Source organism: Pyxidicoccus fallax (assembly GCF_012933655.1).
GTDB classification, from domain to species: domain Bacteria; phylum Myxococcota; class Myxococcia; order Myxococcales; family Myxococcaceae; genus Myxococcus; species Myxococcus fallax.
In genome coordinates, this window is record NZ_JABBJJ010000010.1 from 40,584 (window position 1) to 65,368 (window position 24,785).

Consider the following 24,785-nt stretch of genomic DNA (forward strand, 5'->3'; position numbering starts at 1 on the left):
ATGGGGGTGATTGCCTTCATGCGCTCCGCCTCACTTGTGCAGCGCGGCGGTGGCGCCATCCGCGGAGACGACCTGGATGCGCCGTGGGCGCTCCGCGAGCCGCAGCAGGCGGGAGAGCGCCTCGGACAGGTGGTCCATGGAGCGCCCCTCGTCCGCCACGGTGAGGACCATCTCGTAGTCATCCCCCTCCGTGCCGGGGACGACCTGCGTGCGCACGGTGAGCACGCCGGGGAGCGTGGTGGCCAGGCGGCGCACGGAGGCCATGCAGATCTTCTCGCTGCCCCGGATGAGGAAGTCGGAGAGCCGCCCCTGGAAGTACAGGTAGCCGTCCGCGTCGATGTCGAAGATGTCCCCCGTGGCCAGCAGGTTCGGGCCGCGCCAGGCGTGCAGCTTCTCGCCCTCCACCAGGCCGATGCGCCGCTTCATCAGCGTGTCCGAGGACACCAGCAGCTCCTTCTGGCCGCCGGTGCCTCGGGGATGCAGCGACACCTGTGTCCCCGGGAGCGGCAGGCCCACGGAGGCGAAGCGGTGGGACGGCTCGGCGTGGGCCGCCAGCGTGGCGACCCGGGGCCCGGCCTCGGACAGGCCATAGGTGATGTACAGCTCACCCCGGGGCCGCTGGCGCAGCAGTCGCGCCACGTGCTCCGATGAGAGTGCATCCCCTCCGACGCCCAGGGAGCGCAGCCCCTCCGGGAAGTCTCCGCCTTGTTGAAGCAGCGAGCGCACCAGCAGCGGCGTCAGGGCGGACACGGTGACACCGTGGTCGGCGAGCAGCCGCAGGTACGCGGCGGGCTGGAACGGAGGCCCGCTGATGACCAGGTCCGCGCCCCGAAGCAGTGAGGCGAAGGCCTGCGCCACCAGGGAGTACGAGTAGTAGAGCGGCAGGTTTACCAGCACCGTGTCCCCGGCGCGCAGGCCCACCGCGTCCGCGTGACGGCGCGCGTTCCGGAAGAGCGCGTCGAGGTCGAACACGCAGCCACTGGCGAAGCCCGAGGTGCCCGAGGTGAGCAGGACCATCTCCCCGGGAAGGGCGGCTGGAGGTTGCGTCTCGGGGAACAGGGCGACCTCGGCCCCTCCCAGCGTGAAGCGTTCCACCTCGCGGACCTGCGGGGCAGGGCGGCGCATGGCGACCAGCGCGCGCGCCGGGAGCGCCTCCACGAGCGCCTGTTGTCGCGCTGCGGGCGCGGAAGGAGACACCAGCGCGGGCACTCCGCGCGCGGCCAGAATCGCGAAGACCTGCGCCAGCAGCTCCGCCCCGTTCGGCAGGGCCAGCAGGACGACATCTCCCGGCCTCAGGCCTCGCGCCCGCCAGGAGGCCGCGAGCCGCTCCACCGAGCGCTCCGCGGGGGCACCGGACTCCGTGAGGTCCCGGACGCGGTCAAGGAACGCTTGAATGGACGGAAGAGAGATTCCCGCGAGTTCCGTGACGGGCTCCTTCATGGGGATACACCTCCAGCGTGAAGGCGCCTCACGAGGAGCGCCGCGTCCATCCTGAGGCCCTGTAACGGCTGAATGGACAATGGGGAGCTGCCTACGAGGCCCGTGAAGGGTTCATTCATGGGAGCACGGCTCCGGGCTGAAGGGTCCTCACGAGGAGCGCCGCGTCTACCCCCTGACCCATGCCCCGCGAGAGCACGGCACAGGCGGCGCGAGGCGGGCCGCCGGGCACGGATGCCGCGGTCCCGATGAGCGCGTAGTCGACGACGCCTCGCGCGAGCCACGCGGCGGAGAGCGTCAGGGCGATACCTGCTGCCTCCTCCACGGGCATCGTCAACGCGAGCGTCGGCCCGCGCAGGCCATGGACGATGCAGGCGAGCCCGGTGGGCGCGCTCGGGTTGGCGGCGGGAAACCGGATGGGGGAAGCGAAGCCGCGCAGTGCCTCGCTCGCGGCGTGGGCCATGGCCTCCGGTGGCGCTTCGGGCCCCACCTGGATGAGCGAACACCGGTCCACAACGGCCCGGAAGCCCTCACCCAACGGCGCGGTGGCCTCGCCAATGGCGAGCACCAGTGCCCAGGACATCGGGTCCGCATAGCGCACGGCGGTCTTTACCCGCGCCGCGTACGGGTTGGGCCCACCGCCCCGCGCCTCCGCACCGCCAAGCAGCACGATCATCGCGGCACCTCGAAGACGAGAGACGTGTCGAAACCCCCGAACCCGAGCGTGAGGCTCAGGCCGATTCGCGCCTCGTGACGCACCGGCCGGCCCAGGGGAAGGGCACAGGGAAAGTCCGGCTCCGGTTGCTCCAGACCCGCGATGGGAGGCACCACGCCCTCGCGCAATCCGAGGATGAGGGCAATCGCCTCCATCGCGCCCGTCGCGCCGAGGGCGTGGCCAAACGCGCCCTTCGTCGCGAAGACCAGCGGGCGCGACCCCGGGCCGAAGACGGCCCGGAACGCCTCCGCCTCCGCGCGGTCATTCGCGGGTGTGGCCGAGCCGTGCGCGTTGACGAGCCCGATGTCCTCCGGCGCCAGCCCCGCGTCGGACAAGGAGCGCTCCATGGCCAGCCGTGCCCCCGTGGCGGCGGGGTCCGGAGCCGTCATGCTCGCCGCGTCGTTGGCCGAGCCCGCTCCCCGGAAGACGGCGAGCAGCGGCGCCGAGCGCCCCCGTGCATGCGCCATGGACTCCAGCACGAGGAAGCCAGCGCCCTCGCCGAGCAACATGCCGTCATGCCGGGTGTCGAAGGCGCGCGGCCGGGTAGGGGACATGGTGGACAGCGCAGAGTGCGCCAGCCGCTTGCTCTGCGTGAGGACATCCACGCCGCCGCAGACACACACCTGAGCCGCCCCGGAGCGGATGAGCTCCGCGCCCATCAGGATGGCATCCGACCCCGAGGAGCACGCCGTCGAGAGGCACACCGGCGCCGTGCTCGCACCCACCGCACGGGCCACCTCGTCCGCCCAGGCGTGAAGCGGCAGCTCCCGCTCGCGCGCATCGTCGAGCCAGGCCCCCAGGCTCGTTCCCAGCACGAAGCGCGTGCCGGTGCCGCCCGCCTCCAGCCGTGCCTCGGCCAGCGCGCGGCCCAGCGTCTCCACCGCCAGACGCCGCAGCCGGGGCGCGGGGTCATCGCCAGCTGGCGGAATGGCCGCGGCCAGCGCGTTCCTCAGCCGATGCGGAGAGGCCACCTCGACGAAGCCATGCTCCCCGGCCAGCAGCCGCCGCCACACGTCGCCGAGCCCGTGGCCCAGCGCCGTGCTCCACGCGGCCCCGGTCACCGCGACGGGCGCTACCATAGCGGCGAGCCCAGCTCCGACACCTTGGTGCGCACGAGGCTGGCGCGGAACGCCGCCACGCGGCGTTTGTCCACCGTCGCCCTGCCCGAATAGACGAAGAGCCCACCGGCCAGGCGGCTCACGTCGACGCGCAGCAGCACCTGGTCCCCCGGCACGACGACCTTGAGGAACCGGCTCTCCACCGAGCCAATCAGCGTCAGCTCGTCCTCGGCCAGCATCGACGTGCTCATCTGGTAGAGGATGATGCCCGCCTGGGCGAAGGCCTGGATGAGGTTGCTGCCGGGGTAGATGGCGCGCTCGGGGAAGTGGCCCGCGATGCAGTCCAGGTTCCCCGAGATGGAGATGACGGCCTCCAGGAACTTCCCGGGCTCGTGGTCCACGATGCGGTCCAGGAGGATCATCGGATGCCGGTGGCGGAGCCACTGGCGCAGGGCGGTGAAGCCCAGGGGTCTGGGCTGTCGCGTCCCCTCGCTCACGGAGAGGGGGACGGCACGAGGGAGGCGCTGAGGGTCGGTGGAATGCATGCGGGATCTCCGCTCTCACGGTTGACGACAGCCATGTCCAGACTTCCAGAGGCGAGCAGCACCGGCTCGGGCTCCTGGCCCTCGCGGTAGACCTGCACGCCCAGCTTGAGACTCGCGGGGCCCACGTGCTCCACGCTGGCCACCAGCCTCAGCCAGTCCTGGAAGCGCGCGGCGGCGCGGTAGCGGATGCGCAGCTCCCGCACCCGCAAATCCAACCCCTGTCCTCCGAGCGCCCCCAGCCCCGTGCCCCGGCGCTCCAATTCCTCCAGCGCCGCCGTCTCCAGCAGCGAGGCGTAGCGGGAGAAGTGGACGACCCCGGACGCATCGGTGTCCACGTGCTCCACCCGGTGGCGCAGGGGCGTCATGACCCGGTCTCCACGAACCGCCGGGTGCCCTCGCGGATGCGCTCGACGATGTGCCGCAGGTCGTCCTCGCCCGCGATGAGCGGCGGAGCGACGCGCATGGCGGGGAACAGGTAGCGCAGCCCGTGGGAGCGCCGGCCCGCTCCGGCCATGAACTCCACGAAGACGCCGGCCTCCAGGAGCCGGTGGCGCAGACGCGTGAGGCCGCCCGAGGCACGCTCGGTCAGCTCGATGCCGTTCATGTAGCCCAGGCCCCGGACCTCCAGGAACAACTCCGGGAACGCCTCCACCACGTCGCGACGCAGCCGGGCGCGCAGCTCCTCGCCCAGCGCTCCAGCGCGCTCGACGAGCCGTTCCTCCTCGAGGTACCGCAGGCCCGTGCGCATCAGCGCGCAGGTGAGGGGCCGAAGGTCCGACGTGGACACCGCGCCGCTGGAGCGCACGGACAGCTCGCGCCGCGCGATGACCATGGACGTGGAGACGGCGCCCATGCCCAGGCTCTTGCCGATGACGGTGATGTCGGTGGGGATGGGCCCCTCCTCATCCGTCATGGCGAAGAAGCGGCCCGTCTTCGCGAAGGTGAGCACCTCGTCCGCCACCAGGAGCACGCCGTGCTCACGGCACAGCCCCGCCAGCCGCCGCAGATAGCCCGGCGGTGGCACGAGGATGCCGGCGTCACCCTGGATGGGCTCGACGAAGACCGCGGACAGCTTCGAGCCCTGCTCGGCGAAGAAGCGCTCCAGCACCTCCCGCTCGCCGAAGGGCAGGAACGCCACGTCCAGGCCGAAGGGCGGCTCGGTGGCCGGCGGGGGCAGGCCCATGCGGTAGTGCCGGCGATTGAGCAGCGGCACCAGTCCGCCCGTCCACCCATGCCAGGCGCCCTCGAAGGCCAGCACCGTCCTCCGCGCCTCGCGGCCCGGCTTCACCGTCAGGCGCCTCCGGTCGAAGCCGGACTCCAGCACCAGCCGCAGCGCGAGCTCCAAGCCCTCCGAGCCGGAGTTGCGGCCGCTCGCGTGGTACTCGCTTCCCGGGAAGCGGTCCGCCCAGCGACCGCCGGGGCCGAACAGCTCCTCCAGCAGCCTCGTCCGCTCCAGCGAGCCCAGCTCGTCCGTGACGTAGCCGCGCTCCAGGCCCTCCCGCAGCGCTTCGTGGAGGCAGGGGTGACCCGCGCCCAGACAGGCGCTGGCGTAGCCGCCGCTGGCGTCCATCACCTCCAGCACCCGGCCCGCGTCCGCGCCTTCCAGCGGAACCATCTGCTGCACGAGCCCACGCGCCCGCAGGCACGCGAAGGGCAGGCGCCCGCCGCCGTAGTGGTCCATCTGCAGGGCCAGTCCGGCGCGCAGCCGTTCCAGCTCCGCGCCTTCCAGCCTCCCTCCGGGAGCGGGAACCTTCACCGCGCGCCCCCAGCGGACGAGGCCTTCAGGCCCGCGATGAGCGTCGCGATCTGGTTCACCGTCCGGAAGTTCTCCGAGTTGAAGTCCTCGTCGGAGATGCTCACCTTGAACTCGTCCTCGCAGATGACGCGCAGCTCGAGGAAGCCCACCGAGTCCAGGCCGATGACGGACTGCAGACCGTCATCCGCGCCGATCTGCTCCGGGGGGAGCTCGACGAACAGGTTGTTGATGAGAATCTTCTTGATGCTTGCCGTCAGCTCTTCATGCATGTGTGGAGTTCCTCTCTCTGTCAGGGCCGATCCGCGTCCACGGTGAGCACGAGCTTCCCGATGTTGCGGTTGGCCTCCATCTCCGCCAGCGCCGCTCCCACGTCCTCCAGCGGGTACCGCGCGTGGATGACGGGGCGCAGCTCCCCCCGGTCGAGCACTTCCATCCATCGCTGGCGGAAGCGCTCGTTCACCTGGCGCTTCTCGCGCATGGGCCGCAGCCGCAGCGACGAGCCCTTCACCTGCAGGCGGCGCTGCACGACGCGCAGCAGATCCACCTGCGTGGACATGCCGTCCAGCAGCCCCACCAGCACCAGGCATCCCTCGTGTCCCAGCACGGACAGGTTGCGTTCCAGCCACGCGCCGCCGATGAAGTCCATCACCAGCGGGACACCCTCGCCGTGCGTCAGGCGGAGGACCTCGTGGACGAAGTCCTGCTCCCGGTAGTTGAAGACGGCGTCGGCGCCCAGCGCGCGCAGGGCCTCCATCTTCGGCCACGTACCCACCGTGCAGTACGTGGTCGCTCCCACGTGCCGGGCCATCTGAACCATGGTGGTGCCGATGCTGCTGGCCGCCGCGTGGATGAGCACCGCCTGCCCGCGCTGGAGCCCACCGAGGGTGAAGAGCGTCTCGTTTGCGGTGAGGCAGGACTCCGCGGTGGCCGCCGCCTCCGCGAAGTCGAAGCCCTCGGGAATCGGGAGAGCCATGCCCTGGTCCAGCAGGCAGTACTCGGCGAGCCCGCCGCCCTCCACCACGCCGAAGACGCGCTGCCCCCGGGTGAAGCCCTTCACGTCCTCACCCCAGGCCTCCACGGTGCCGGCTATCTCCACGCCGGGGATGGAGGACTGACCCTCGGGGACGTGGTACTCGCCCTGGCGCTGCAGCAGGTCCGCGCGGTTGAGCGCCGTGGCATGCACCTTCACCCGCAGCGCCTCGCGCGTGGGCACCGGCTTCGGCACCTCGCGCAGCTTCACCACCTCCGGCCCGCCGGAGCCCTCGAAGATGACGGCCCGCATGGCGTCAGTACCTCGCCCTTTCCTCGACGGCCCGCTCGCGGGTGGGCACGAGGAAGCTGCGCTCGAACGAGAGGAACACCTCGCCCTTCGCCGTGAGGCCCACCGTCTCGCAGGTGATGATTCCCTCTCCCGTCCGGCGGGTGGACAGCCGCTTGGACAGGATGCGGCTCTCCGCGTAGAGGGTGTCCCCCGCGAAGACGGGGTGCGTGAGGCGGATCTTGTCCCAGCCGAGGTTGGCGGTGGCCCTGCCGCTCGTGCTGCGCACGCTCATCCCGCAGACGATGCTGAACGTCACCAGGCTGGAGATGAGCGGCCGCTCCCACACCGTCTGCTCGCAGTACGCGGCGTCGAGGTGCAGCGGCGACGGGTTCATGCACAGCGTGTTCATCAGGACGTTGTCGGCCTCCGTCACCGTCCTGCCGGGCCGGTGCTCGAAGACGTCCCCCACGGTGAAGTCCTCGTAGTGGAAGCCGAGGACCTCCCGGTACCGCTGGGGCCCAACCTGCTTGTAGCCGGTGATTCCGGTGCCCTCCATGGCGTGCGTCCTCGCGTCCCGTGGGTGGGCGTCAGAAGTGGGAGAGGATGTCCTTCACGTCGTCGCAGAACTTGCGGACCTGCTCGAGCGTGAGGTCCGCGCGCATCATCACGCGCACGCCGGCCTCGCCCCGGGCGACCACGGGGAAGAACACCGCCGAGCAGTAGTAGCCCCGCTGGTACAGCTCCGCGGACAGCCGGATGGCCCGGTCCTCCTCGCCCACCTGGATGAGGCGGATGGGCATCCCGTTGCCCGCGTGCGCCGAGGGGAACTGGCTGTCGAAGTACTGGATGTTGCGCTGCAGCTGGTCCTGGAGCTGGCGCAGCTCCGGCGAGCGGTGCAGCTCGATGCTGGCCAGCGACGCACCCAGCGACGGCACCTGGAGATTCTGCGACCAGGCCAGCGGCCCCGCGTTCCGGTAGAGGAAGTCGAAGATCTTCTCGCTGCCCAGCATGGCGATGCCCCCCGCGCTGCCGAACGCCTTGGCCAGCGAGGCCACAATCATCGTCAGCGGGTTCATCTTCAGGCGCGAGCGCACGTAGCCCTCGCCGCGCTCGCCGGTGATGGAGAGCGAGTGCGAGTCGTCGATGTAGAGGAACAGCCCGTAGCGCTCCTGGAGCTGCAAGAGCCCCTCCAGCGCCGTCAGCCCGCCCATGGAGTAGGCGCCGTCCGCGACGTAGGCCACGCGGGGGTACTTCTTGCAGACGTCCTCCAGGTAGTTGAGGTCGTTGTGCGGGCTCGTCAGCACCAGGGCCTCATCGCCGCAGATGGGCTTGATGTAGGCCATGGAGAAGTGACAGAAGCGGTCGAACACCATGACGCGCGGCTGGCCGTCCTCGGTGACGTGGCCCGAGGCGAGCAGCGGGAGGATGCCCGCGGTCAGCGCGCTGCACGTGGCGCCCGGCAGGGTGGGGCAGCCGTACAGCTCCCGCAGTCCTTCCTCCATGCGCGCCATCAGGTTCAGCCGGATGCGCAGCGTGGACATGGACAGGCTGTTGGTGCCGGCTTCCCGGAGCGCGTCGATGGAGCCCTGGAGGATCTTCGGGTGGTGGTTGAGGCCCAGGTACGAGCACGAGCACAGCGTCATGAACTCGTGGCCTGTCTTGGTGTCGATGAGCCGGTTGTTCGACTCGAAGTCCACCTTGATGCCGATGAGGCCGTTGTCCTTGGCGTGCTGCCAGCCACGGTCTCCCACGGCGATGAGCTTCTCGTTGTTGCGATAGCGCCGGGGACCCAAGACGCTCTGCGCGCTGCTTGCTTCCATGTGGACTCCTCCTGGGGGCACTGGGAACCGCGGGGTGGGGGATGCGCGGAGGGCTTCAGCCCTCCTGGGGGCCGAACTCCTCGAGCGTGCGCTTCGCCGCCTCGACGAACGGGGCACCCATCATGGTCCCCTCCACCACGCAGATGTTGAAGTCGCGGGCCTGGCTCTCCTTGACGATCTTCCGCGCCTTGCGCAGCGTGTTCTCGTCCGGGGAGAAGGCCTCGTTGATGATGTCCACCTGGCGAGGGTGGACGGCGGCCTTGCCGCTGAAACCCATGCTCCGGGCCAGCCGGCATTCGTTGCGCAGGCCCTCCACGTCCGCCATGTCGAACAGCGGCGAGTCGACGACCTGCACGTTGGCACCCCGCGCCGCGGAGACGAGCTGGGCGCGCGCGTAGTGCAGGGGCTCCCACGAGAGGGACGCGCCGATGCTGAAGGAGTAGTCCGCCGAGCCGAACACGAGCGCCTTGAGCCTCGGCGTCGCGCGGGCGATGGCGTGGACGTTCTCCACGCCTCGCGGGGTCTCCACCAGGGCGAGCAGGTCCACCTGCGCGCACGCGGGGCCGAGCACCTGCTCGACAATCTCCAGGTCCCTCGGCGACTCCACCTTGGGGACGAGCACCGCGTCGGGCTTGACGGCGTAGTTCCGCAGGGCGAGCAGGTCCCTCATCCCCTCGGGACGGGTGACGGCGTTGATGCGCACGGCCAGGCGGCTGGACGACCCGCGCGGTGCGGAGAAGAAGGACTCAGCCTGCTGCCGCGCGGCGTCCTTGTGGCTGGCGGCCACGGAGTCCTCGAGGTCCACCAGACTGATGTCCGCGCCCGACTGCTGTCCTCGTGCGAAACGGTCCACGGCCAACGCCGGGGTGAACAGGATGGAGCGGCAATACCGGGTGAACCTCATGATTGCCTCCGGGGTAGGGGCCTGCTTGACGCGCACCCGTGCCAGGGCCTTCCGGTGAGAGACCGGCGGCCCGCTCGAGGCGCGATGTCCTTGGTTTGATGATTGTCTGGGTACTCTCGTTACGCGGCGCCGTCAAGAAGGCGTGCAATCAATTGCAGAGAATCCCCATGCAATGTGTTGATATGTCTTTTCACATAGAAATACGTGTCTCTACGTTTAGTCACGTATTTCTGGATGTGGAAAGCATCGAGACCCGGAGTGCGGGGAGGGGCGTCCGGGACTCGAGCGGCATGGCTGCCACGGCGCGTCAGGTAGCGGCGTTCATTCCGCGCACGCAACTGGGGTTCATGGCGGCGGTGGTGGCCGCGTGGCGGGCGCGCTCCCGGGGCTCATTCGGGGTCGGGCAGCAGCTGCGTGCCGCCCTAACCCCGGGCCTCGCGATGGGGCTCACCGCATTCATCGTCATCCACTACGACTTCCGGCTCTGGCTGGGCGACGCCGAGGTACGGCGGCTCGTCGCCGTGCCGTGGGTTACTTCACGCGCCCCTGCCCGGCGAGCTCGCAGTCGGACCGTGACACCTGCCCGAAGCACTTCACCAACGTCAGCGTCCCACGCTCCACGTGATTGAGGGTCCCGGCCATCTCGCATGTCGGCTCGATGCGCTCACGGGTCTGCCCGACCTGCCGCCAGTGCTCAATTCGCAGGCCCTCACCCCACCGCGGCTCCGTGGAGGTCTGGAAGGCTCCGCTTTGTTCGGGCACGGCGAGGGTGAACTTGCCGTCTTCCAGTGGAAGCGCGGGCGCCCCAGCCACGTTGAACTCCATCGCGATGCAGCCATTGAACTTCTCGGGAACCACCCACCGCAGCCCTGGCTGATTCCCCGCGCAGGAGAGCAGCGACAGCGCGAGGCACACGAAGCCGAGTCGTCTATCCATATCGTCCCCCATGAATGCGGAGACGGTACCTGTGCTCGTCGAGCACGGGCGGAAACAAAACCATCGGACACCGATAACCACGGGTTATTGAAGAGCCGGCACGTCCCAGGTGCTGCACGACCTGCAGGATGAGCTCGCGGTGCTCCAGGGGGAGGCGCCCACGCATGAGCAGTTCGCCGCGCTGCCGCTGCTCGATGCCGTCGTGAAGGAGAGCATGCGGCTGCTGTCACCGGTGGCCTTCACCGCGCGCACCGCCGCCAAGGGCGCGACGCTCGCGGGACATGAGCTGCCGGAGCGGGCGGAGGTCTTCATCAGCCCGCTCGTCACGCACCGGCTCCCCGAGCTCTACGAGCACCCGAACCGCTTCTTGCCCGAGCGGTGGCTGAAGGGTGAGCCTCCGTCGTCTTGGGCATACCTGCCGTTCGGGGCCGGTCCGCACGTGTGCGTGGGCTCGAGCCTCGCCGCGCTCGAAATCCGCCTGACGCTCGCGATGCTGCTGCAGCGCTTCACGCTCCTGCCTCCCGAGGGCGCGCGCATCGACCACCGGGTGCAGGCGACGCTGTCGACGAAGGCGGGAATGCCGATGCGGGTGCTGCCGAAGCAGCGCGTCGAGCGGCCCCCGCGAATCACCGCGGACATCCGCGAGCTTTTCGACGTTCCCGCCGGTGTCTGATTGCCCGGTACCGCCGCGTCACTCACCCTGGATTCGGCCCCGTGTGGCGGGCCACGACGGAGGGAGGACGACCGTGGGGCACTGGAATCGGGGCTTCGAGCTGCTACGCGCGCAGAGAATCCACGTCGCGCCCGGACTGACCGCCGCCGAGCTCGCGCAAGCGGAGGAGAGGTTCCAGTTCCGCTTCCCGCCCGACCTCGCCGAATTCCTCCGTGAGGGACTGCCGACAGGCGACGGGTTCCCGCGCTGGCGCACCCTGGATGCGACGCTGAGCAGGCAGTTCGGGTGGCCGCTCGAGGGGATGCTCTTCGACGTGGAGTGCAACGGGTTCTGGGTCGATGAGTGGGGCGAGCGCCCCGAGGACCTGGAGGCGGCGAAGCGAATCGCCACCGAAGCGGTGCGCGCCGCGCCGGTGCTCGTGCCGGTCTACGCGCATCGCTACCTGCCCGCGGAGCCGCTCGAGGCGGGCAACCCGGTCATCTCCGTGCACCAGACGGACATCATCTGCTACGGGCACGACCTCGCCTCGTACTTCGAGGCGGAGTGGGGCGTGGGATACCAGGCCGCCGTCCGGCACGAACTCTGCCGGCCCATCCGGTTCTGGCCCGTGGGCTGACGGCGCGCTCGGCATGACCCCGGCCCGCCACGGAAGCGGGCCGGGCTCTCTGCCATCAGGGCGCCGGAGGGTCGGTCACCGTCCATCGCGCACTCGCGTGTTGCCGGCTTCCCGTTGCGACCTCTCCCTCAGCGGGCCCGCGTCATGACGCCGCCACGCTCCAGCAACCCGAAGAGGTCCATCAGCGCCTCCACGGGGAAGGCGTGGCCGTACTCGGCGTAGGCCGCGTCGCGGATGTCCGCCACGGAGCGCTTGCCGTTCGCATAGCTCGCGACGGCATCGGGCAGTTGGAAGAAACGCAGCTCGCTCTCTCCACGCTCCCGCAGGGCGGTGGTCGCCGCGTCCATCGCGGCCTGCACGGCGGCCAGGCGCGGCTTGTCCTCGGGGCTCGCCTTGCCCGCGACGTCGTCGAAGGAGGCCAGCTCCTGGCCCTTCACGCGCCGGGGCACGTAGGACCGGGCCCGGCGCTCGGCCTCGGTGGGGGCGGGCTCCTTCAGGGACACGCCGCGCGCCTTGGCGTCCGCCTCCAGACGGTCCAGGGACTGTTCCTCGGCATCGTCCAGTGTCTTGGCCAGGGCCTTCACCGATGCCGCGGGCGCGCCCAGCGGCACGCACGAGAGCAGGGCCTCGCGCTCGCGCTGGTGGGCGGCGCGCATCGCGGCGCGGGCCAGGCGGTACGTGCCGGGCAGCTGCGTGGCGGGAACCGCGGTCAGGTCGCGGCGGGCGTTGAATTCGTCCTCCGCCACGCGCTTCACGCCATGCACCGCCACCAGTCGCGCCAGCTCCAACGCGCCCGCGCCTTCGGCCCAGGCGGCGACGGTGACTCCGGCGAGACCCGCGAAGGCGGCGCGGTGGAGCTGCGTGGGGTCCACGTTCTCCAGCCGGTCGCCGCTGGTGTGGTAGGCGTCGTCGGGCCACGTGCCGTAGGCCACCCCGGGGATGCCGTGGTCGTTGAAGAGCTGGTGGTCCGAGCCGCGGCTGTAGCGCTCCATGTGGGCGTCCAGCGGATCCCTCGAGCCGGTGACGGAGCCGATGCGGAAGTCCTTGCGCGACGGGTACACCACCCCGTTGAAGCGGTTCATGAAGGCCACCGTGGACTCGGACACGGTGTTAACGAAGCTCGCGTTCCAGTCCGGCGTGGCGGTCACCATGAAGCGCGAGTGCACGCGGGTCAGGTTCGCGCCGAGCATGTCGAAGTTGAAGTTGGCCACCCGCCGCACCGGGTCGTTGGCGTGGTGGTCGAACCACTCGCGGGTGCCCTCGAACTCCGGCAGCCACAGCACGCGCACGGTGCGCACCGGCGGCGGCAGCACGCCCCGGCGGATGAGCGTGGTGTACGTGCGCACCATCTCCAGCACGGTGGCCGACCCCGAGGCGTTGTCGTTGGCCCCGGGCTTGTAGTGGTCCAGGTGGGCGGTGAGGACAACCTCCTCACCGGCGCGGGTGCCGGGGATGACGCCTCTGACGATGCTGTAGTGGCCCTCGCGCGTCTCGGTGGCGACGCTCACGTCCACCGTCACCGGACCCGCCTGGAGCTGGGCGCGCAGCTCGCGTCCCTGGCGGTCGGAGACCATGAACGCGAAGGGCGTCCGCCCGCCCGGCGCCAGCAGCCCCGGCGGCACGCGGGCCCAGCCAATCTGGTCCGGGAAGTCGCCGTCCAGGCGGTGCTGGAAGTTCCAGGGCGGCGTCGAGTACGACGAGATGACGCCCACGGCCCCGCGCTCCGACACTCCCTTGCGAATCGCGAAGCCGGGAGGGCCCCGGGTGAGGAGCACCTTGCCCTTCACGTCCTTGCCCGTGTAGTCCGCGTCCGCCATGCCGGTGCCCACGTCGACAAGCTCCAGGCCCGTGCCCTCGAAGCTGCCGCTGCCCCCCGCCAGGGACATGGGCTGGTCGGCGTAGGAGGTGACCTTGTGCCGGTGCGGGGTGGATACCCACAGCTCGCCCCGGGAGGCGCGCCACTGGGGGCCGTCCTTCATCGGCTCCAGGCGCACGTCCTGGAGCCCCGCGGCCTCGGCGGCACCCTTCAGCCACTCGGCCGCCTCGGCGTAGCCCCCCTGATTGTCACGGGCGAGGAGGGCCAGCCGCTGCACGTCGTCGTACGCGCGGTCGCCCGAACTCTCACTGATGAGCGCTCGCACCACCTCGTCGCGCAGCACGAGGCCGGTGGTGGGCGACACGGGCCCCACGGGTGACGGAGGCGGCTGGGCGGCGGCGCCGGAAGCGGTGAGGGCGGCGAGGGCGAAGGGGAGCAGTCGGAGGTGCATGAGGTGTCTCACGGCACCTCACTCTGTCACCGCGCCCGCTGGTGTCCACCGGCTTGCGCCGTCTCAGAACCGGCCGGCGTCCATGTCGAGCAGGAAGCGCACCAGGCCTTCCATGTACGTCTTCTGGTCGTCGTACATGGCCATGTGGCTGCCATTGGGGCAGTGCAGGTAGCGGCCGCGCTTCACCTGGCCCGCCATCCACTCCATGTGCTTGGGGTCCATGGTGTCGTGCTGGGCGCCGATGACGAGCGTGGGCACGGTGATGCGCTGCAGGTCCGCGCTGCGGTCCCACTTCTCCAGGATGCCGCTGAGGCCCATCTCGCTGGGGCCCTGCATGGGCACGTAGACCTTGGGGTTGATGTGCGCGAACGAGCGCTGCGCCGGCTCGGGCCACTGCGCCGCCGGCATCCGCAGGATGTGGTGCTCGTAGTAGTGCGGCACCAGCAGCTCCATGTAGCGCGGGTTCGTGTAGTCCTTCGCGGCCTCCAGCTTCTGCAGCTCCTCGCGGACCTCGGTGGGAATGGCCGGGATGAGGACGTTCTTCGCGTAGTCGTTGTACGCGGGGCAGCTCGACATCATGTTGGAGATGACGAGGCCGCGCAGGTTCTGTGGGTACTTGAGCGCGTACTCCGTCGCGAGGATGCCGCCCCACGAGTGGCCGAGCAGGAAGAAGTTGTCCGGCCCGAGGCCCAGGGCCTTGCGCACCTGCTCCACCTCTTCCACGAAGTGCTCGGTGGACAGGAGGGACGACAGCGTCGCGTCGTCGGGCTGGTCGCTGCGGTGCGAGCCGAGCTGGTCGTAGTAGTAGTACTCGATGCCCGCGCCGGGGAGGAAGGTGTCGAAGGCCTCGAAGTACTCGTGCGTGCCGCCGGGGCCGCCGTGCAGCAGCAACAGCTTGATGGTGGGGTTGTTGCCCACGCGCTTGGTCCAGACGTGGAACGTGCCCTTCGCCGTCTGGATGGGGATGCGCCGCGCGCCTCCGCCCAGCACGTCCATGCGGCCGGTCTGGTCGAAGTAGCGGGCTGCGTCCGCAGGGGCCGAGCCCCTCGTGGCACAGCCCTGGGCGAGCAGCGCGAACACAGCCAGGGCCCACAACGTCTTCATCATGAGGTCCGCTCCAGGTTGGGGCGCCTCCAGGATGAAGCCGGGCGGCGCGAGCGGCGCAGCATAGCCGCCGGGACGGCCGGCTCGTTCAGGATGACGGCGTGGTGGGGCCGCCACCAACGCCTTCTGGAATGCCATCAAAGCTCCCAGTTCGGCTCCTCCTCGAACGTGTCGAGCGCTTCTGACGAGGATGGAGCCCCTGGAGGAGGAGCCGCCTCGACTTCCTCTGGTTCCTGCTCCACTTCGTGAGGCGCGGACGAGGGACGAAGCCTCCTGGACCACGGCTTCAACACGGCTCGCCATCGGCTGGCGACCTCATCGAGGTACCTGGGGTCCGAGCTGGCGGGGAGCGTGAACCGCGAGCGCCAGCCTGCGAGACGGACCCGATCAACCCACTCCAGCGCCTCCTGGGCGGTGAGGTTGGCCTGCCGCAGGCCGGAGTAGAAATACACGTATTCATCGGCGAGCCGCGTCGCGAAGGTGACGGGGTCATCCGTATTGATGGAGACCAGCAGTGGCGCCTCCGACGCTCGAACGGCCGGTGGCCGGTGCTTCTTCGCCCCTCGCTGGGAGGGGCCGAGCGTCAACCGCAGCGCGGGCGGGACCTCGTGGACGCCCAGGTCCGAGGTCAGGAGGTTGCTCGAGGGATTGCTCTCGATGGTGATCTCCTGGCGCCCGAGCAGCCAGCGAAGCCATTGTTGTGCCTCCTCCAGCATGGAGACCTCGCCGTCATCGATGGTGACGGGAACCGGCCGAAGACCTCGCTGAAACCAGGCAGTCGAGGTCAGGTACCGCCGAACGATTTCCAGGGCGTTCTCGGGATGCGCGCCAACGGAGCCTGGCGCTACACGCCTTGGGTAGCCCAGGCGTTCGAGCAACTCGGGAACGTGTCGAAGCCTTCTGGCCTCGAGATACATGTCGAGGTCGGGCGAGGGATCTCCGAAGACATCGCGGAGGAGACGCCGCAATTCCGTGCGCACCAACTCCCGCCGGGAGCCTCTGCCCGTGAAGTCGCCTCGTTGGTAGCGCTCCAACTCCCACAGGAGGTCGTCGATCCGCTCCTCGGCGGGCTGAGGAATCATCCGCGCATTTCGCGCCCAGAGCCGGGGCGAAATGCTCAGGGCGACCCCATGGCCAATCCGATCTCCCTGGCGAAGCGCGCCGAAATCCACCACCTCGTGGATGCGCCGCAGGCCCTCGACGAGCCGGCGGAAGTCCTCCCCCACATGGTAGGTCACGCCCAGCCGCGGAAGGGGCTGCTCGGCGCCACGCGCGGCGAGCACGCGCGAGGCATGAACCGAGGCACGACGGGCTTCCTCGAGAATTCCCAGCGTGACCCAGGTGGGCGCGGAGAGTTCCGTGCTTGCGACATCGAGGCCACGGATGAGCAACTGCATGCTCGGAAAGCGCTCCAGGGCCCCCACGATGGCGAGTGCACGGCGCCGCTGCTCCGAGTACCAGTCACCGAACCTCACGCCCGTTCCGTTGCCTTCCGGGTCGGCATGGAGCCTGTGCTGCGGATGGCGTGTATTGAGGTTCTCCTTCACGAAATGGAAGACGAGGCCCACTTCGGTTCGGACGGCGGGCTCCCCGGAACGCTGCCGGTGGTGGAAGCCAAGGCTTCCCTCCGCGAGCTTCTGGACGTCCCGGCACAGCATGGCCCAGGACTCGGGGGGCGTTCGCCGAAGCTCCAGCGCGCCGAGGTGGAGGTCGGCGCTTTCATGTTCGAGCGCGGCCTCGAAGAGGGTCGCGTCCATGTCGCCGCGAAACGCCTTGAGGCGGCTGAAATACCGCTGGAACCAGTCGAGTCCCGCGGTTCCTGGTTCCAGGACCAGGAAGTCGTAGGCGCGGCAGCGGACGCGCTGGTACTGCCAGAAGAAGCGCGTGAACTCCGCGTCCACCAGCTCCGAGCGGATGGCTCGCAGCGCATGGGTGGTGAAGACGGTCTCCGAAAGAACCCTGCCCGGGACTCCCCTGAACCATCCGGCGATGGGATCGGCCGCGTAGAGCTCTTCCAGCGTCCGGGGACGCCGGGGAGGCGCGTCCCGGATGACGAGCCGCCGGTAGCTATGGCAGAGCGAGGCGAGGTCCACGCCGCCGGAGCCGCTCAGGAGCATCCGCATCGCGCCACCGCACCAGTACACGTGGTCGCCGAGCGCGGGACGCCCGTGATGACCGGCTGCTGTGCGCTCGACGGCCTCGCGGCAGAACTCCGCGAAGGAGGCTCTCTGCCCGGCCGCGAGCCGGAGCAGGTAGCCCGCCATGAGGGTCCGGGTGATGGCCGCCGCCAGCAACATGCCCGTGAACGCGGACTGTCCTCCGAAAGGCCAGGAATGTCCCTGGAGCACCGTGGCGTCGGCTCGGGGAACCTGGCGCAGGAACCACCCCATCCACGAGGACCAGAGCTGTGAAAAGGAGAATGCGGCCTTCTCGTGGAGGTGTGTCTCGGCGACGGGCTGGCTCAGGACGTGCGCGAGTTGTGCGCTGACCAGGCTGACCCGGTCCGTGGTGGGGGCATGCGGGCCAGCGGAGTGCAGGGAGGCAATCAGCAGGTCCGGCGGCAGACGCAGCGAGAGCCATCGCCAGCGCGAGACTCGGGCCACGGCCTCTCGCGGCGAGTCGTGGGACAGTTCCCGCAGCCGCACGGTGGCACCCGCCTGCTCGAGATGGCGAGTGGCCAGCCGGTGCAGGTAGGCCTCCAGGGGAATGCTCTGCCCCGCGGCCTCCTCGCCGTCCGCCGCGAACCAGGAATGCTCCCGCACTTCATGGAGCACTTGCAGGGAGAGCCCGCGAGCGCGAAGCCGCAAGTGGTCTTCCAGTTCATGAGCCATCGCGGCTGTCGCGGGCTCCAGCACGCCTGGGGCCACATGGCCGAGCGCCACGAGACCCGACCTGAATCCCTGGTGGGACAGGAAGGGCCAAGCATCGGCCTCGGCGATGAGCCGCTCGAGATTGATTTCACCTGCCATGGACTTGTTGTCCTGCAGCGGGCCTATTTCCCGCTCGACTGCTTCATGTGTTCAACCCACGGGTGGTGGGGAAACGTCTCGTCGATGTCCGCGAGGGTGGCGTCCACCTCCGCGGGGAGGACTCCGCTCGCCAGGGTGCGCTCACGACGCAACTCATGCAGTTGAGGTGGCGTCAGATCCTGTAGCTGCGCGGGCTCGAGGAACACCCGCGCGACATCATCGGACAGCCCGGCCTCGGGTGTCGCCATGAGCGGAAGCCGCCGGACCCAATGCTCCAGAAGCGTATGCCTGCGTCCGCTCGTGGGAGGCTTGACGGGCCAGATCCCCTTGAGGAACGCTCTGTAGTCGTCTGTGGTCACTTCGCCTTTGTCGATGGAGCCGCCCTGGCTTCGTCGATAGAACCCAGCGCGGTTCTCCAGGAAATTCAGTGCGAATGCGTCCACCGCGTACGGCATGTAGTCCAGCGTCTCCAAGGCAAGCCACTCATCCAGGGAGTTGACCCTCTCGGCCCAGGCCTTGGGAGCTTCTTCGTACTCCATGAGCGAAGGCCACAGAACATCGGGCCAGGGGCGCAGCAGGTGTGGCTTCCTGCCCGTCAGCTGGGTGCTGACGAGAGGCCAGACGGTGAGCTTTGTATCTGCGGGGGCGGAATCGTCGTCCTGGTCCTGGACGTAATCGAAGATCAGGCGGAATACGGCATCGAGGGGCGCCGGTAGGTCCGAGGCGGGTGCCACGGGGGCAAACCGCTCGATGATGAGCCCTCGCGTAGAGTCGATGGGAATCGAGGTGGTCGCGCCCGCACGAGAGTTCAGTATCACCTCGCGCAGGATGCGGCCACGTTCGGCGGCCGTGTTACTCATCTGGATCCGGGTTTTTTCGAGCCAGAACCACGAGACGACGTCAGGGTGTCCCGCTTCCTTCGCGAGGAGTCTCCAGACGTTCACAAGAACGACGGGGGCGAGGGCTCTGTTCGGGCGGCCTTCGATCTTCTCGCGAAGGTTGGAGTAGAGGGGTTCTGGAAGGTCTCCCAGAGCCTCCTGCCGTAGCGCGGTCCGATAGCGCTCCAACCTGAATTCCTTTTCCCTGAAGATACCGCTGTGGGGGGGAGGCGTCCGGTACCCGAGGTACTCCAGGAGCCCCTGCCGGACGCCCTGTCGATTCGAAGGAAGGTGAAGGCCTTTCAGAGCCTGTACGAAGGGGTGTGCCGGGGCCGCGCCGTCCAACTGGACGAGGGCTTGTTCGGGATCGAAGTTCAGGCGCGTCCTGCCTGGTATCGAGGAAAGCCTCGCGAGCCGCCGGGCCCTGAGCTCCTTGACGGACCAGGATGCCCCCAGCGTGGGAATCAGCGCACTGAGGAAGTCGCTCGCATCCTCCTCCGGCAGACCCGACTCAGGGGCGGCAATGAGTGGGGCATCCGTGCTGGCCCAGCTCGCGCACCGCTGTTGTCTGGGCGAACCGTGAACCTGGGGCCGCGCCAGTTCGCCGAGCTGCTCCGCCAAAGCTGTCCAGGATGGCGGATGGTCCCACTCCACCGGTTCCTTCACCGCCCGGTGCTGGCAGATCTGGATGACCAGCCACAAGAAGTGACGTGCGAGGCGGCCGGCGTCTCGTCCTGGCGATGAGCGCCCCTTCGCGAGTTGCTCAGTCCAATGTCTGGAGAAGATCACATAGTCGACCGGTGCCTGCCATGCGGGGAGCGGCCAGGGCACCTCCAGCGCAGGTTCGAGACTCGAGGCAGGTCGCGATGCGAGAACGAAACGCACGGAGCCCTCGTCGACGGAGCTCTCCGACTCGTCCAAGGGGCCCTCATGCACGCCATCCGCCGCGATGTCCGAGGCCAGCACCCAGCAGGCCGTGAGCCGCTCCGGCAGCTCGTCGCCATCCGAGGGCCGGAGGACGAATTCTCCAGGAACATGATTCGGCTTCAACACCGCACTGAAGCGGTTCAGGGTCTGCAGCGTGAGCGTGTATGCGGACTGCTCGACCCGGAACCGCACGACGGGCCTCAGCTCGGGTCTCATCTGGATGAGACGGGTGTCGAGCCGGAGCTGCCCATCCAGCTGGGCGCTCTGGACGGCGCCCTTGAGTCTCTTCCACCGCTCGTCCTCCTCGCCCAGCGCTTCGGAGGTTTCCTGCCACAGCCATTGGACGATGGGGAGCGTGGCCCTGGGAGTCATCTCCTCTTCAGTAGGGCTCGCCCTCCGGAGGCGCGCGGTCAGTTCGGAGATCTGCCGCAGGCGATCCGGTAGGAGTTCGGAGCTCTGGAGGTTGGCGAGGAAGTAGTCCCGCAGGGTTGGAGGCGTGCGCTCATCCTCACGCGGAATCTCCGGCCGTTGGACCTCGACGGAGTAACGCTGGAGCAGCGAGTGGATCTCCTGGTTGCGCTCGACCCGCTCGCCAGGCTTCAGCGCTCCCAGCAGGAAGCGCGCGGAGTTCGGGATGTCTTTCTCGTAGGTGTCCTGCGCCAGCCTGAGGTAGGGCGCTCCATCCTTCGAAGCCCGGCTTCCTTGCGCGAGCAGTGACTCCTGCAGCCGCAGCAGGAAGAGCCTGCTGTCTCCCGCCATCAGGAACGACAGGCGCGGGTGCCACAACTTCCGAAGTAGCTCCAGCAGGCGGGCGGACAGCTTGGGATTCATGTCCGCGTCGTCGATGGGAACGAGGAACAGGGGCTTCTTGTTGCCACCCCGGCCAAACTTCGATGCGTAGCCCTCGACGAGTGCATCGACCGCGTCGCGAAAGCCCTCCGCCAGTTGCCCGCGTTCAAGCTCTTCCTCGATGATCTCGATGACGTACGAACTCGTATCCTGCCGCCCCACGCGCGCCTCCAGGCTTTCGTCCCAGGTGGCGAGTAGCCGCATCAAGCGATTCCACTTGTCGCGAAGCCGGGGGCCGGAAGCCTCATCCCAAATGGGCTTGGAGGACGTGCTCGTGGTGGGCGGCGGTTCCACGGTGTCAACCACGCTCTTCAGCCGGCCCATCACGTGGAGGGCGAGGTTCGTCGAGGGCGGAAGCGGCTGGAGGTCGATGATCTCGACCGGGATGATCATCTCGGCCATTCCCCTGATCCATCGTGGCTCCTTGGCCCCGAGGACAGACCGCCTGTAGGCGTTGAGCAGGGTCAGGAGGAGGGTGGACTTGCCGGTTCCTCGGCCACCATCAATCAGCAGTACCCGATTGGTTCGAGCCCGGTCGAGGTGGGGGAGGTAGGCGTGCTCCTGTGGCCCGCCATGCGGAGCCGACCAGGGCTCGTCGGCCATGTCGCGCAGCGTGGCCGCGATCTCCGATCCGGCTCGTTGCTGATCGCTGGTCAGGTTGGAGTAGAGGAACGGGGTCGCCTCGGCGCGGGGGCTTGGCACGGACTTCGGGGTGGGTTTGCGCATGGTCTGGATTCCGGTGCCCCCATTACCTGAATGCTTGAGTAGTGCAAAAGAGCTGTCCCGAGCGGTGCGCGTGGTTCTGGACAGCTGTTGTCATTTCACGCCCGGGCTCGCCGACTCCGTTTGCGGTGCTGGTAGATCCAAAAGGCGGTCGTGCACGCCGGGGAGGAGCATTCCCTGACCGTGCGTCCGGACGGCACCGTGTGGGCCTGGGGCTATGGTTGGGACGGCCAGTTGGGCACTGGCACCCCCGGGAACAGCTCCACGCCTTCACCGATGCGCTCTCTCCCGTGCAGGTCCTGCTGGACTGAGCGCGCCCTCGGGGCGGGTGTGCTTTTCCGCTGCCCCCGGATGACTCCGCGTACGTGACGCCTCGCGGCGGCGGATTTCCCTTCCGGGCGAGCCAGGGCCGGGCGCTAGCGTGAGCGCACCGGTCCTGGTTGTCGCTGACGCGAGCTTCATCGCTCGTACGCGGGAGCCGCGAGGCCGGAGCAGGGGAGGGGCCATCATGAAGCTGAAGCCGTCCGGACGGCGGAGCGCGCTCGCCGCGCTCGCGCTGACGATGTTGGGAAGCAGTGCCTGGGCGCAGGAGTCGCGCGAGGGTCCCCGGGACGAATCCCGGGAGATTGAAGAGCGCAGGCGCTGGTTCGTGGAGTCGCGCGGGTTGGACCGGGTTCGCGCCAACCCGAGGTCCGAGCGCGCCAGGGCCGTCGACGAGCTGCGCGCGCAGCGGCGCGCGAGGGAGAGCCAGCTCACGCTCGCCGGTGAGGTGTGGACGTCCATGGGCCCGTCGGCCATGAACATGGGCACGTGGACCATGGGCCGCGTCTCGGGCCGGGTGAACTCCGTCGTCCCGCACCCCACCGACGAGAACACCGTCTACTTCGGCGCCGCCGCCGGCGGCGTGTGGAAGACCACCAACGCGGGCGTCAGCTGGACGCCGCTGTTCGACTCGGTGGGCACGCTGCCCATCGGCTCCATCTACGTGGAGCCCACCGCGCCCAACAACGTGTGGGTGGGCACGGGCGACAAGAATGGCGGCGGGTGCGCGGGCTACTTCGGCCAGGGCGTCTTCCTCAGCACCGACGGTGGCGCCTCGTGGAACGCGCGCAACGGCGTGGGCACCACCGCGATGCCGCTGTCCATCGTCAACGCCGTGGCCGTGCAGCCGACGAACACCAACGTGGTGCTCGCGGGCGGCGCCGGCAGCTGCACCGGCTCCAGCTCGCCGTCCAGCCCCGGGATGTTCCGCTCCACCGACCGCGGCACCACCTGGACGCGCGTGTTCAGCTACAACGTGGAGGACATCGTCTTCGTGCCGGGCTCCGCCACGGCGTACGCCAGCGTCCCCGGCCGGGGCGTCTTCAAGTCCGTGGACGGCGGCGCCACCTGGACGAACTCCGGCACCGGCCTGACGGCGTCGGGCAGCCGCATGCGCCTGGCCATGGCGCCCGGCGACGCGCAGGTGCTCTATGTGCTGCAAGGCGGCCAGGTCTACCGCTCCATGGATGGCGGGGCCACGTGGAGCCTGCGCACCAGCAGCGCGTGCGAAGGCCAGTGCACCTACAACCAGGCCATCGCCGTGCACCCCACGGACATCAATCAGGTGCTGGTGGGCACCATCCGCCCGGCGCGCTCGCTCGACGGCGGCGCGACGTTCACCTTCCTCACCACGACCTGGGGCTCCGGCCAGAAGGTGCACCAGGACATCCACGTCGTCCTGTACTCGCGCACCAATGGCAACCGCTACTGGATTGGCGGCGACGGCGGTCTGTGGCGCACGGACGACGGCGGGACGAACTTCGTCAACATGAACTCGAACCTGAACGTGACGCAGTTCTACGACCTGGCCGTGCACCCCAACAACGCGGACACCGTGTTCGGCGGCGCGCAGGACAACTCGTCGTTGCGTCGCACCACCAGCCCCGTGTGGGACCTGACCTTCGTCAGCGGTGACGGCTTCATGAACGCCGTGGACCCCACCAACACGAACATCGTGTTCCAGACGAGCTACCCCTCCAGCAGCCTACCCAGCATCTACCGCTCCACCACGGGCGGGGTCCCCAACAGCTTCAGCAAGCTGCCGACCACGGGCATCACCGCCTCGTCGAACTTCCCCTGGGTCACCCCCATGGCCGTGGCCAGCAACCGCATCTTCGTGGCCGGTGACACCGTGTATCGCGGCACCACCTCCGCGAGCCCCATGACGTGGACGGCCATCTCGGCCAACCTGGGCGCCCGCGTGTCCGTCATCACCCCCATGCAGACGGGGACCACCATCCCGGCGTACGTCGGCACGTCCACCGGCGCCATCCACGCCACCGCGGACGCGGCGGCCGCCACCGTGACGTGGACCAACGTCACCGGCAACTATCCGGGCGGCAACGTGTCCGACGTGGCGATGACGCCCGGCAACCGGCTGCGCGTGTTCGTCACCCGCGCCGCCTTCGGCGGCAACAAGCTGTTCCGCTCCACCACCGGCGGTACCACCTGGGCGGCCGTGGGCGCGGGCCTGCCCAACGTGCCGGCCAACAGCGTGGCCATCGACCCGGTGGACACAAACCGCGTGTTCGTGGGGACCGACGTCGGCGTGTACGAGAGCACCGACGGCGGTGACTCGTTCATCCCGTTCTCCGCCGGCCTGCCGCTGGGCCTGGTGGTCATGGACCTGGAGGTGGACGACTCGCCGCACGTCCTCGTGGCCGGCACCTACGGCCGCGGCGCGTGGAAGGTGAACCTGACGAGCGGGGCGCCCAACCAGTCGCCGGTGGCCAACTTCAACTTCACCACGAGCGGCCTCACGGCGACCTTCAGCGATACCTCGACGGACGCGGACGGAACCGTGGCTGTGCGCAACTGGGAGTTCGGTGACGGCACGACGTCCAGCACGACGAGCCCGAGCAAGACGTACTCGGCCGCGGGCACGTACGCGGTGCGGCTGACGGTGACGGACAACGCGGGCGCCACCGGCACCGCGACGCAGAACGTGACGGTGAGCGCCAGCACCGCCTGCCCCGGCACGCGCTACACGGGCACGTTCAGCGGCGCCAACGGGCAGACGCAGGTGCAGCCCGGCGGCACCTCGTACCAGAGCGCCACGAGCGGCACCCATGCCGCCTGCCTCACGGGGCCGAGCGGCACGGACTACGATTTGTACCTGGACCGCTGGAGCGGTAGCGCCTGGACGCAGGTCGCCGCGAGCGAGAGCGCCACGTCCGTGGAGAGCATCTCGTACGCGGGCACCGCGGGCGAGTACCGCTTCCGCGTGGTGAACTACGCGGGCGTCGGCGCGTACGAGGTCATCATCAACAAGCCGCAGTAACCGCGCGGGCCCGCCCCGGAGCACG

General features: G+C 69.2%; 20 protein-coding genes. 4 read left to right on the top strand and 16 right to left on the bottom strand.

Going from position 1 to position 24,785, the window contains the following annotated elements:
- Positions 1-30: 30 nt before the first annotated feature.
- The 12 genes from amcH to HG543_RS03575 all read right to left on the bottom strand — a co-directional run bounded on the left by amcH (position 31) and on the right by HG543_RS03575 (position 10,432).
- A complete protein-coding gene (amcH, locus tag HG543_RS03520; protein ID WP_169343210.1) occupies positions 31-1,440 on the bottom strand; it encodes an adenylate-forming 2-oxoglutaryl-ACP ligase AmcH in 1,410 nt (469 codons plus the stop codon).
- Between the two features lie 115 nt (positions 1,441-1,555).
- Positions 1,556-2,113: a cispentacin moiety biosynthesis protein AmcG gene (gene amcG / locus HG543_RS03525; RefSeq protein ID WP_169343211.1), complete on the bottom strand. Its 558-nt coding sequence runs from the start codon at positions 2,111-2,113 to the stop codon at positions 1,556-1,558.
- On the bottom strand, positions 2,110-3,231 hold the full coding sequence (amcF, locus tag HG543_RS03530) for a cispentacin biosynthesis acyltransferase subunit AmcF (RefSeq protein WP_169343212.1): 1,122 nt from the start codon (positions 3,229-3,231) through the stop codon (positions 2,110-2,112). The genes amcG and amcF overlap by 4 nt, the downstream gene beginning before the upstream one ends.
- Positions 3,225-3,755 carry a cispentacin biosynthesis cyclizing decarboxylase AmcE gene (gene amcE / locus HG543_RS03535; RefSeq protein WP_171818298.1) on the bottom strand — a complete coding sequence of 177 codons (531 nt, stop codon included), beginning with the start codon at positions 3,753-3,755 and terminating at the stop codon, positions 3,225-3,227. The genes amcF and amcE overlap by 7 nt, the downstream gene beginning before the upstream one ends.
- Positions 3,704-4,120 (bottom strand): acyl-CoA thioesterase, encoded by a 417-nt coding sequence (locus HG543_RS03540; RefSeq protein ID WP_169343213.1) that lies wholly within the window; start codon positions 4,118-4,120, stop codon positions 3,704-3,706. The genes amcE and HG543_RS03540 overlap by 52 nt, the downstream gene beginning before the upstream one ends.
- Positions 4,117-5,511 (bottom strand): amipurimycin biosynthesis protein AmcC, encoded by a 1,395-nt coding sequence (amcC, locus tag HG543_RS03545; RefSeq protein ID WP_169343214.1) that lies wholly within the window; start codon positions 5,509-5,511, stop codon positions 4,117-4,119. Before amcC ends, HG543_RS03540 begins: the two co-directional genes overlap by 4 nt.
- Positions 5,508-5,780: a cispentacin biosynthesis acyl carrier protein AmcB gene (amcB, locus tag HG543_RS03550; protein ID WP_169343215.1), complete on the bottom strand. Its 273-nt coding sequence runs from the start codon at positions 5,778-5,780 to the stop codon at positions 5,508-5,510. The genes amcC and amcB overlap by 4 nt, the downstream gene beginning before the upstream one ends.
- Before the next feature lie 20 nt (positions 5,781-5,800).
- Positions 5,801-6,793 carry an NAD(P)H-quinone oxidoreductase gene (locus HG543_RS03555; RefSeq protein WP_169343216.1) on the bottom strand — a complete coding sequence of 331 codons (993 nt, stop codon included), beginning with the start codon at positions 6,791-6,793 and terminating at the stop codon, positions 5,801-5,803.
- A gap of 4 nt (positions 6,794-6,797) precedes the next feature.
- Complete coding sequence (locus HG543_RS03560) at positions 6,798-7,328, bottom strand: MaoC family dehydratase (protein WP_169343217.1); 531 nt, start codon at positions 7,326-7,328, stop codon at positions 6,798-6,800.
- Between the two features lie 31 nt (positions 7,329-7,359).
- Positions 7,360-8,592 carry an aminotransferase class I/II-fold pyridoxal phosphate-dependent enzyme gene (locus HG543_RS03565; RefSeq protein ID WP_169343218.1) on the bottom strand — a complete coding sequence of 411 codons (1,233 nt, stop codon included), beginning with the start codon at positions 8,590-8,592 and terminating at the stop codon, positions 7,360-7,362.
- Between the two features lie 55 nt (positions 8,593-8,647).
- Positions 8,648-9,496 carry an HpcH/HpaI aldolase/citrate lyase family protein gene (locus HG543_RS03570; protein WP_169343219.1) on the bottom strand — a complete coding sequence of 283 codons (849 nt, stop codon included), beginning with the start codon at positions 9,494-9,496 and terminating at the stop codon, positions 8,648-8,650.
- 531 nt (positions 9,497-10,027) lie between these two features.
- Positions 10,028-10,432 carry a hypothetical protein gene (locus HG543_RS03575; protein WP_169343220.1) on the bottom strand — a complete coding sequence of 135 codons (405 nt, stop codon included), beginning with the start codon at positions 10,430-10,432 and terminating at the stop codon, positions 10,028-10,030.
- Between the two features lie 109 nt (positions 10,433-10,541).
- Between HG543_RS03575 and HG543_RS03580 the strand changes: the two genes are divergently transcribed.
- Positions 10,542-11,105 carry a cytochrome P450 gene (locus HG543_RS03580; protein WP_169343221.1) on the top strand — a complete coding sequence of 188 codons (564 nt, stop codon included), beginning with the start codon at positions 10,542-10,544 and terminating at the stop codon, positions 11,103-11,105.
- A gap of 73 nt (positions 11,106-11,178) precedes the next feature.
- A complete protein-coding gene (locus HG543_RS03585; RefSeq protein ID WP_169343222.1) occupies positions 11,179-11,721 on the top strand; it encodes an SMI1/KNR4 family protein in 543 nt (180 codons plus the stop codon).
- A 128-nt stretch (positions 11,722-11,849) separates the two neighbouring features.
- Here HG543_RS03585 and HG543_RS03590 read toward each other — a convergent pair whose 3' ends face one another.
- The 4 genes from HG543_RS03590 to HG543_RS03605 form a co-directional block, all read right to left on the bottom strand.
- The gene (locus tag HG543_RS03590; RefSeq protein WP_169343223.1) at positions 11,850-13,988 is read right to left on the bottom strand and encodes a M28 family peptidase; all 2,139 of its coding nucleotides are present in this window, start codon (positions 13,986-13,988) and stop codon (positions 11,850-11,852) included.
- A 63-nt stretch (positions 13,989-14,051) separates the two neighbouring features.
- Positions 14,052-15,095: a proline iminopeptidase-family hydrolase gene (locus tag HG543_RS03595; RefSeq protein ID WP_211193701.1), complete on the bottom strand. Its 1,044-nt coding sequence runs from the start codon at positions 15,093-15,095 to the stop codon at positions 14,052-14,054.
- 134 nt (positions 15,096-15,229) lie between these two features.
- The gene (locus HG543_RS03600) at positions 15,230-17,854 is read right to left on the bottom strand and encodes an amidohydrolase family protein (protein WP_169343224.1); all 2,625 of its coding nucleotides are present in this window, start codon (positions 17,852-17,854) and stop codon (positions 15,230-15,232) included.
- 230 nt (positions 17,855-18,084) lie between these two features.
- Complete coding sequence (locus HG543_RS03605; RefSeq protein WP_169343225.1) at positions 18,085-21,441, bottom strand: hypothetical protein; 3,357 nt, start codon at positions 21,439-21,441, stop codon at positions 18,085-18,087.
- A gap of 198 nt (positions 21,442-21,639) precedes the next feature.
- On the opposite strand from HG543_RS03605, the gene HG543_RS03610 reads away from it, so the two are divergent.
- Positions 21,640-21,807 carry an RCC1 domain-containing protein gene (locus tag HG543_RS03610; protein WP_343073266.1) on the top strand — a complete coding sequence of 56 codons (168 nt, stop codon included), beginning with the start codon at positions 21,640-21,642 and terminating at the stop codon, positions 21,805-21,807.
- Between the two features lie 139 nt (positions 21,808-21,946).
- Positions 21,947-24,760 carry a PKD domain-containing protein gene (locus HG543_RS54945; protein WP_246356726.1) on the top strand — a complete coding sequence of 938 codons (2,814 nt, stop codon included), beginning with the start codon at positions 21,947-21,949 and terminating at the stop codon, positions 24,758-24,760.
- Positions 24,761-24,785 lie beyond the last annotated feature (25 nt).

Coding starts and splice junctions, on each gene's coding strand:
- amcE (WP_171818298.1), bottom strand. CDS start 3,755: ATGCATTCCACCGACCCTCAGCGCCTCCCTCGTGCCGTCCCCCTCTCC.
- amcB (WP_169343215.1), bottom strand. CDS start 5,780: ATGCATGAAGAGCTGACGGCAAGCATCAAGAAGATTCTCATCAACAAC.
- HG543_RS54945 (WP_246356726.1), top strand. CDS start 21,947: ATGAAGCTGAAGCCGTCCGGACGGCGGAGCGCGCTCGCCGCGCTCGCG.
- HG543_RS03565 (WP_169343218.1), bottom strand. CDS start 8,592: ATGGAAGCAAGCAGCGCGCAGAGCGTCTTGGGTCCCCGGCGCTATCGC.
- HG543_RS03570 (WP_169343219.1), bottom strand. CDS start 9,496: ATGAGGTTCACCCGGTATTGCCGCTCCATCCTGTTCACCCCGGCGTTG.
- HG543_RS03540 (WP_169343213.1), bottom strand. CDS start 4,120: ATGACGCCCCTGCGCCACCGGGTGGAGCACGTGGACACCGATGCGTCC.
- HG543_RS03555 (WP_169343216.1), bottom strand. CDS start 6,793: ATGCGGGCCGTCATCTTCGAGGGCTCCGGCGGGCCGGAGGTGGTGAAG.
- amcH (WP_169343210.1), bottom strand. CDS start 1,440: ATGAAGGAGCCCGTCACGGAACTCGCGGGAATCTCTCTTCCGTCCATT.
- amcG (WP_169343211.1), bottom strand. CDS start 2,113: ATGATCGTGCTGCTTGGCGGTGCGGAGGCGCGGGGCGGTGGGCCCAAC.
- HG543_RS03575 (WP_169343220.1), bottom strand. CDS start 10,432: ATGGATAGACGACTCGGCTTCGTGTGCCTCGCGCTGTCGCTGCTCTCC.
- HG543_RS03605 (WP_169343225.1), bottom strand. CDS start 21,441: ATGCGCAAACCCACCCCGAAGTCCGTGCCAAGCCCCCGCGCCGAGGCG.
- amcF (WP_169343212.1), bottom strand. CDS start 3,231: ATGGTAGCGCCCGTCGCGGTGACCGGGGCCGCGTGGAGCACGGCGCTG.
- HG543_RS03590 (WP_169343223.1), bottom strand. CDS start 13,988: ATGCACCTCCGACTGCTCCCCTTCGCCCTCGCCGCCCTCACCGCTTCC.
- HG543_RS03560 (WP_169343217.1), bottom strand. CDS start 7,328: ATGGAGGGCACCGGAATCACCGGCTACAAGCAGGTTGGGCCCCAGCGG.
- HG543_RS03595 (WP_211193701.1), bottom strand. CDS start 15,095: ATGATGAAGACGTTGTGGGCCCTGGCTGTGTTCGCGCTGCTCGCCCAG.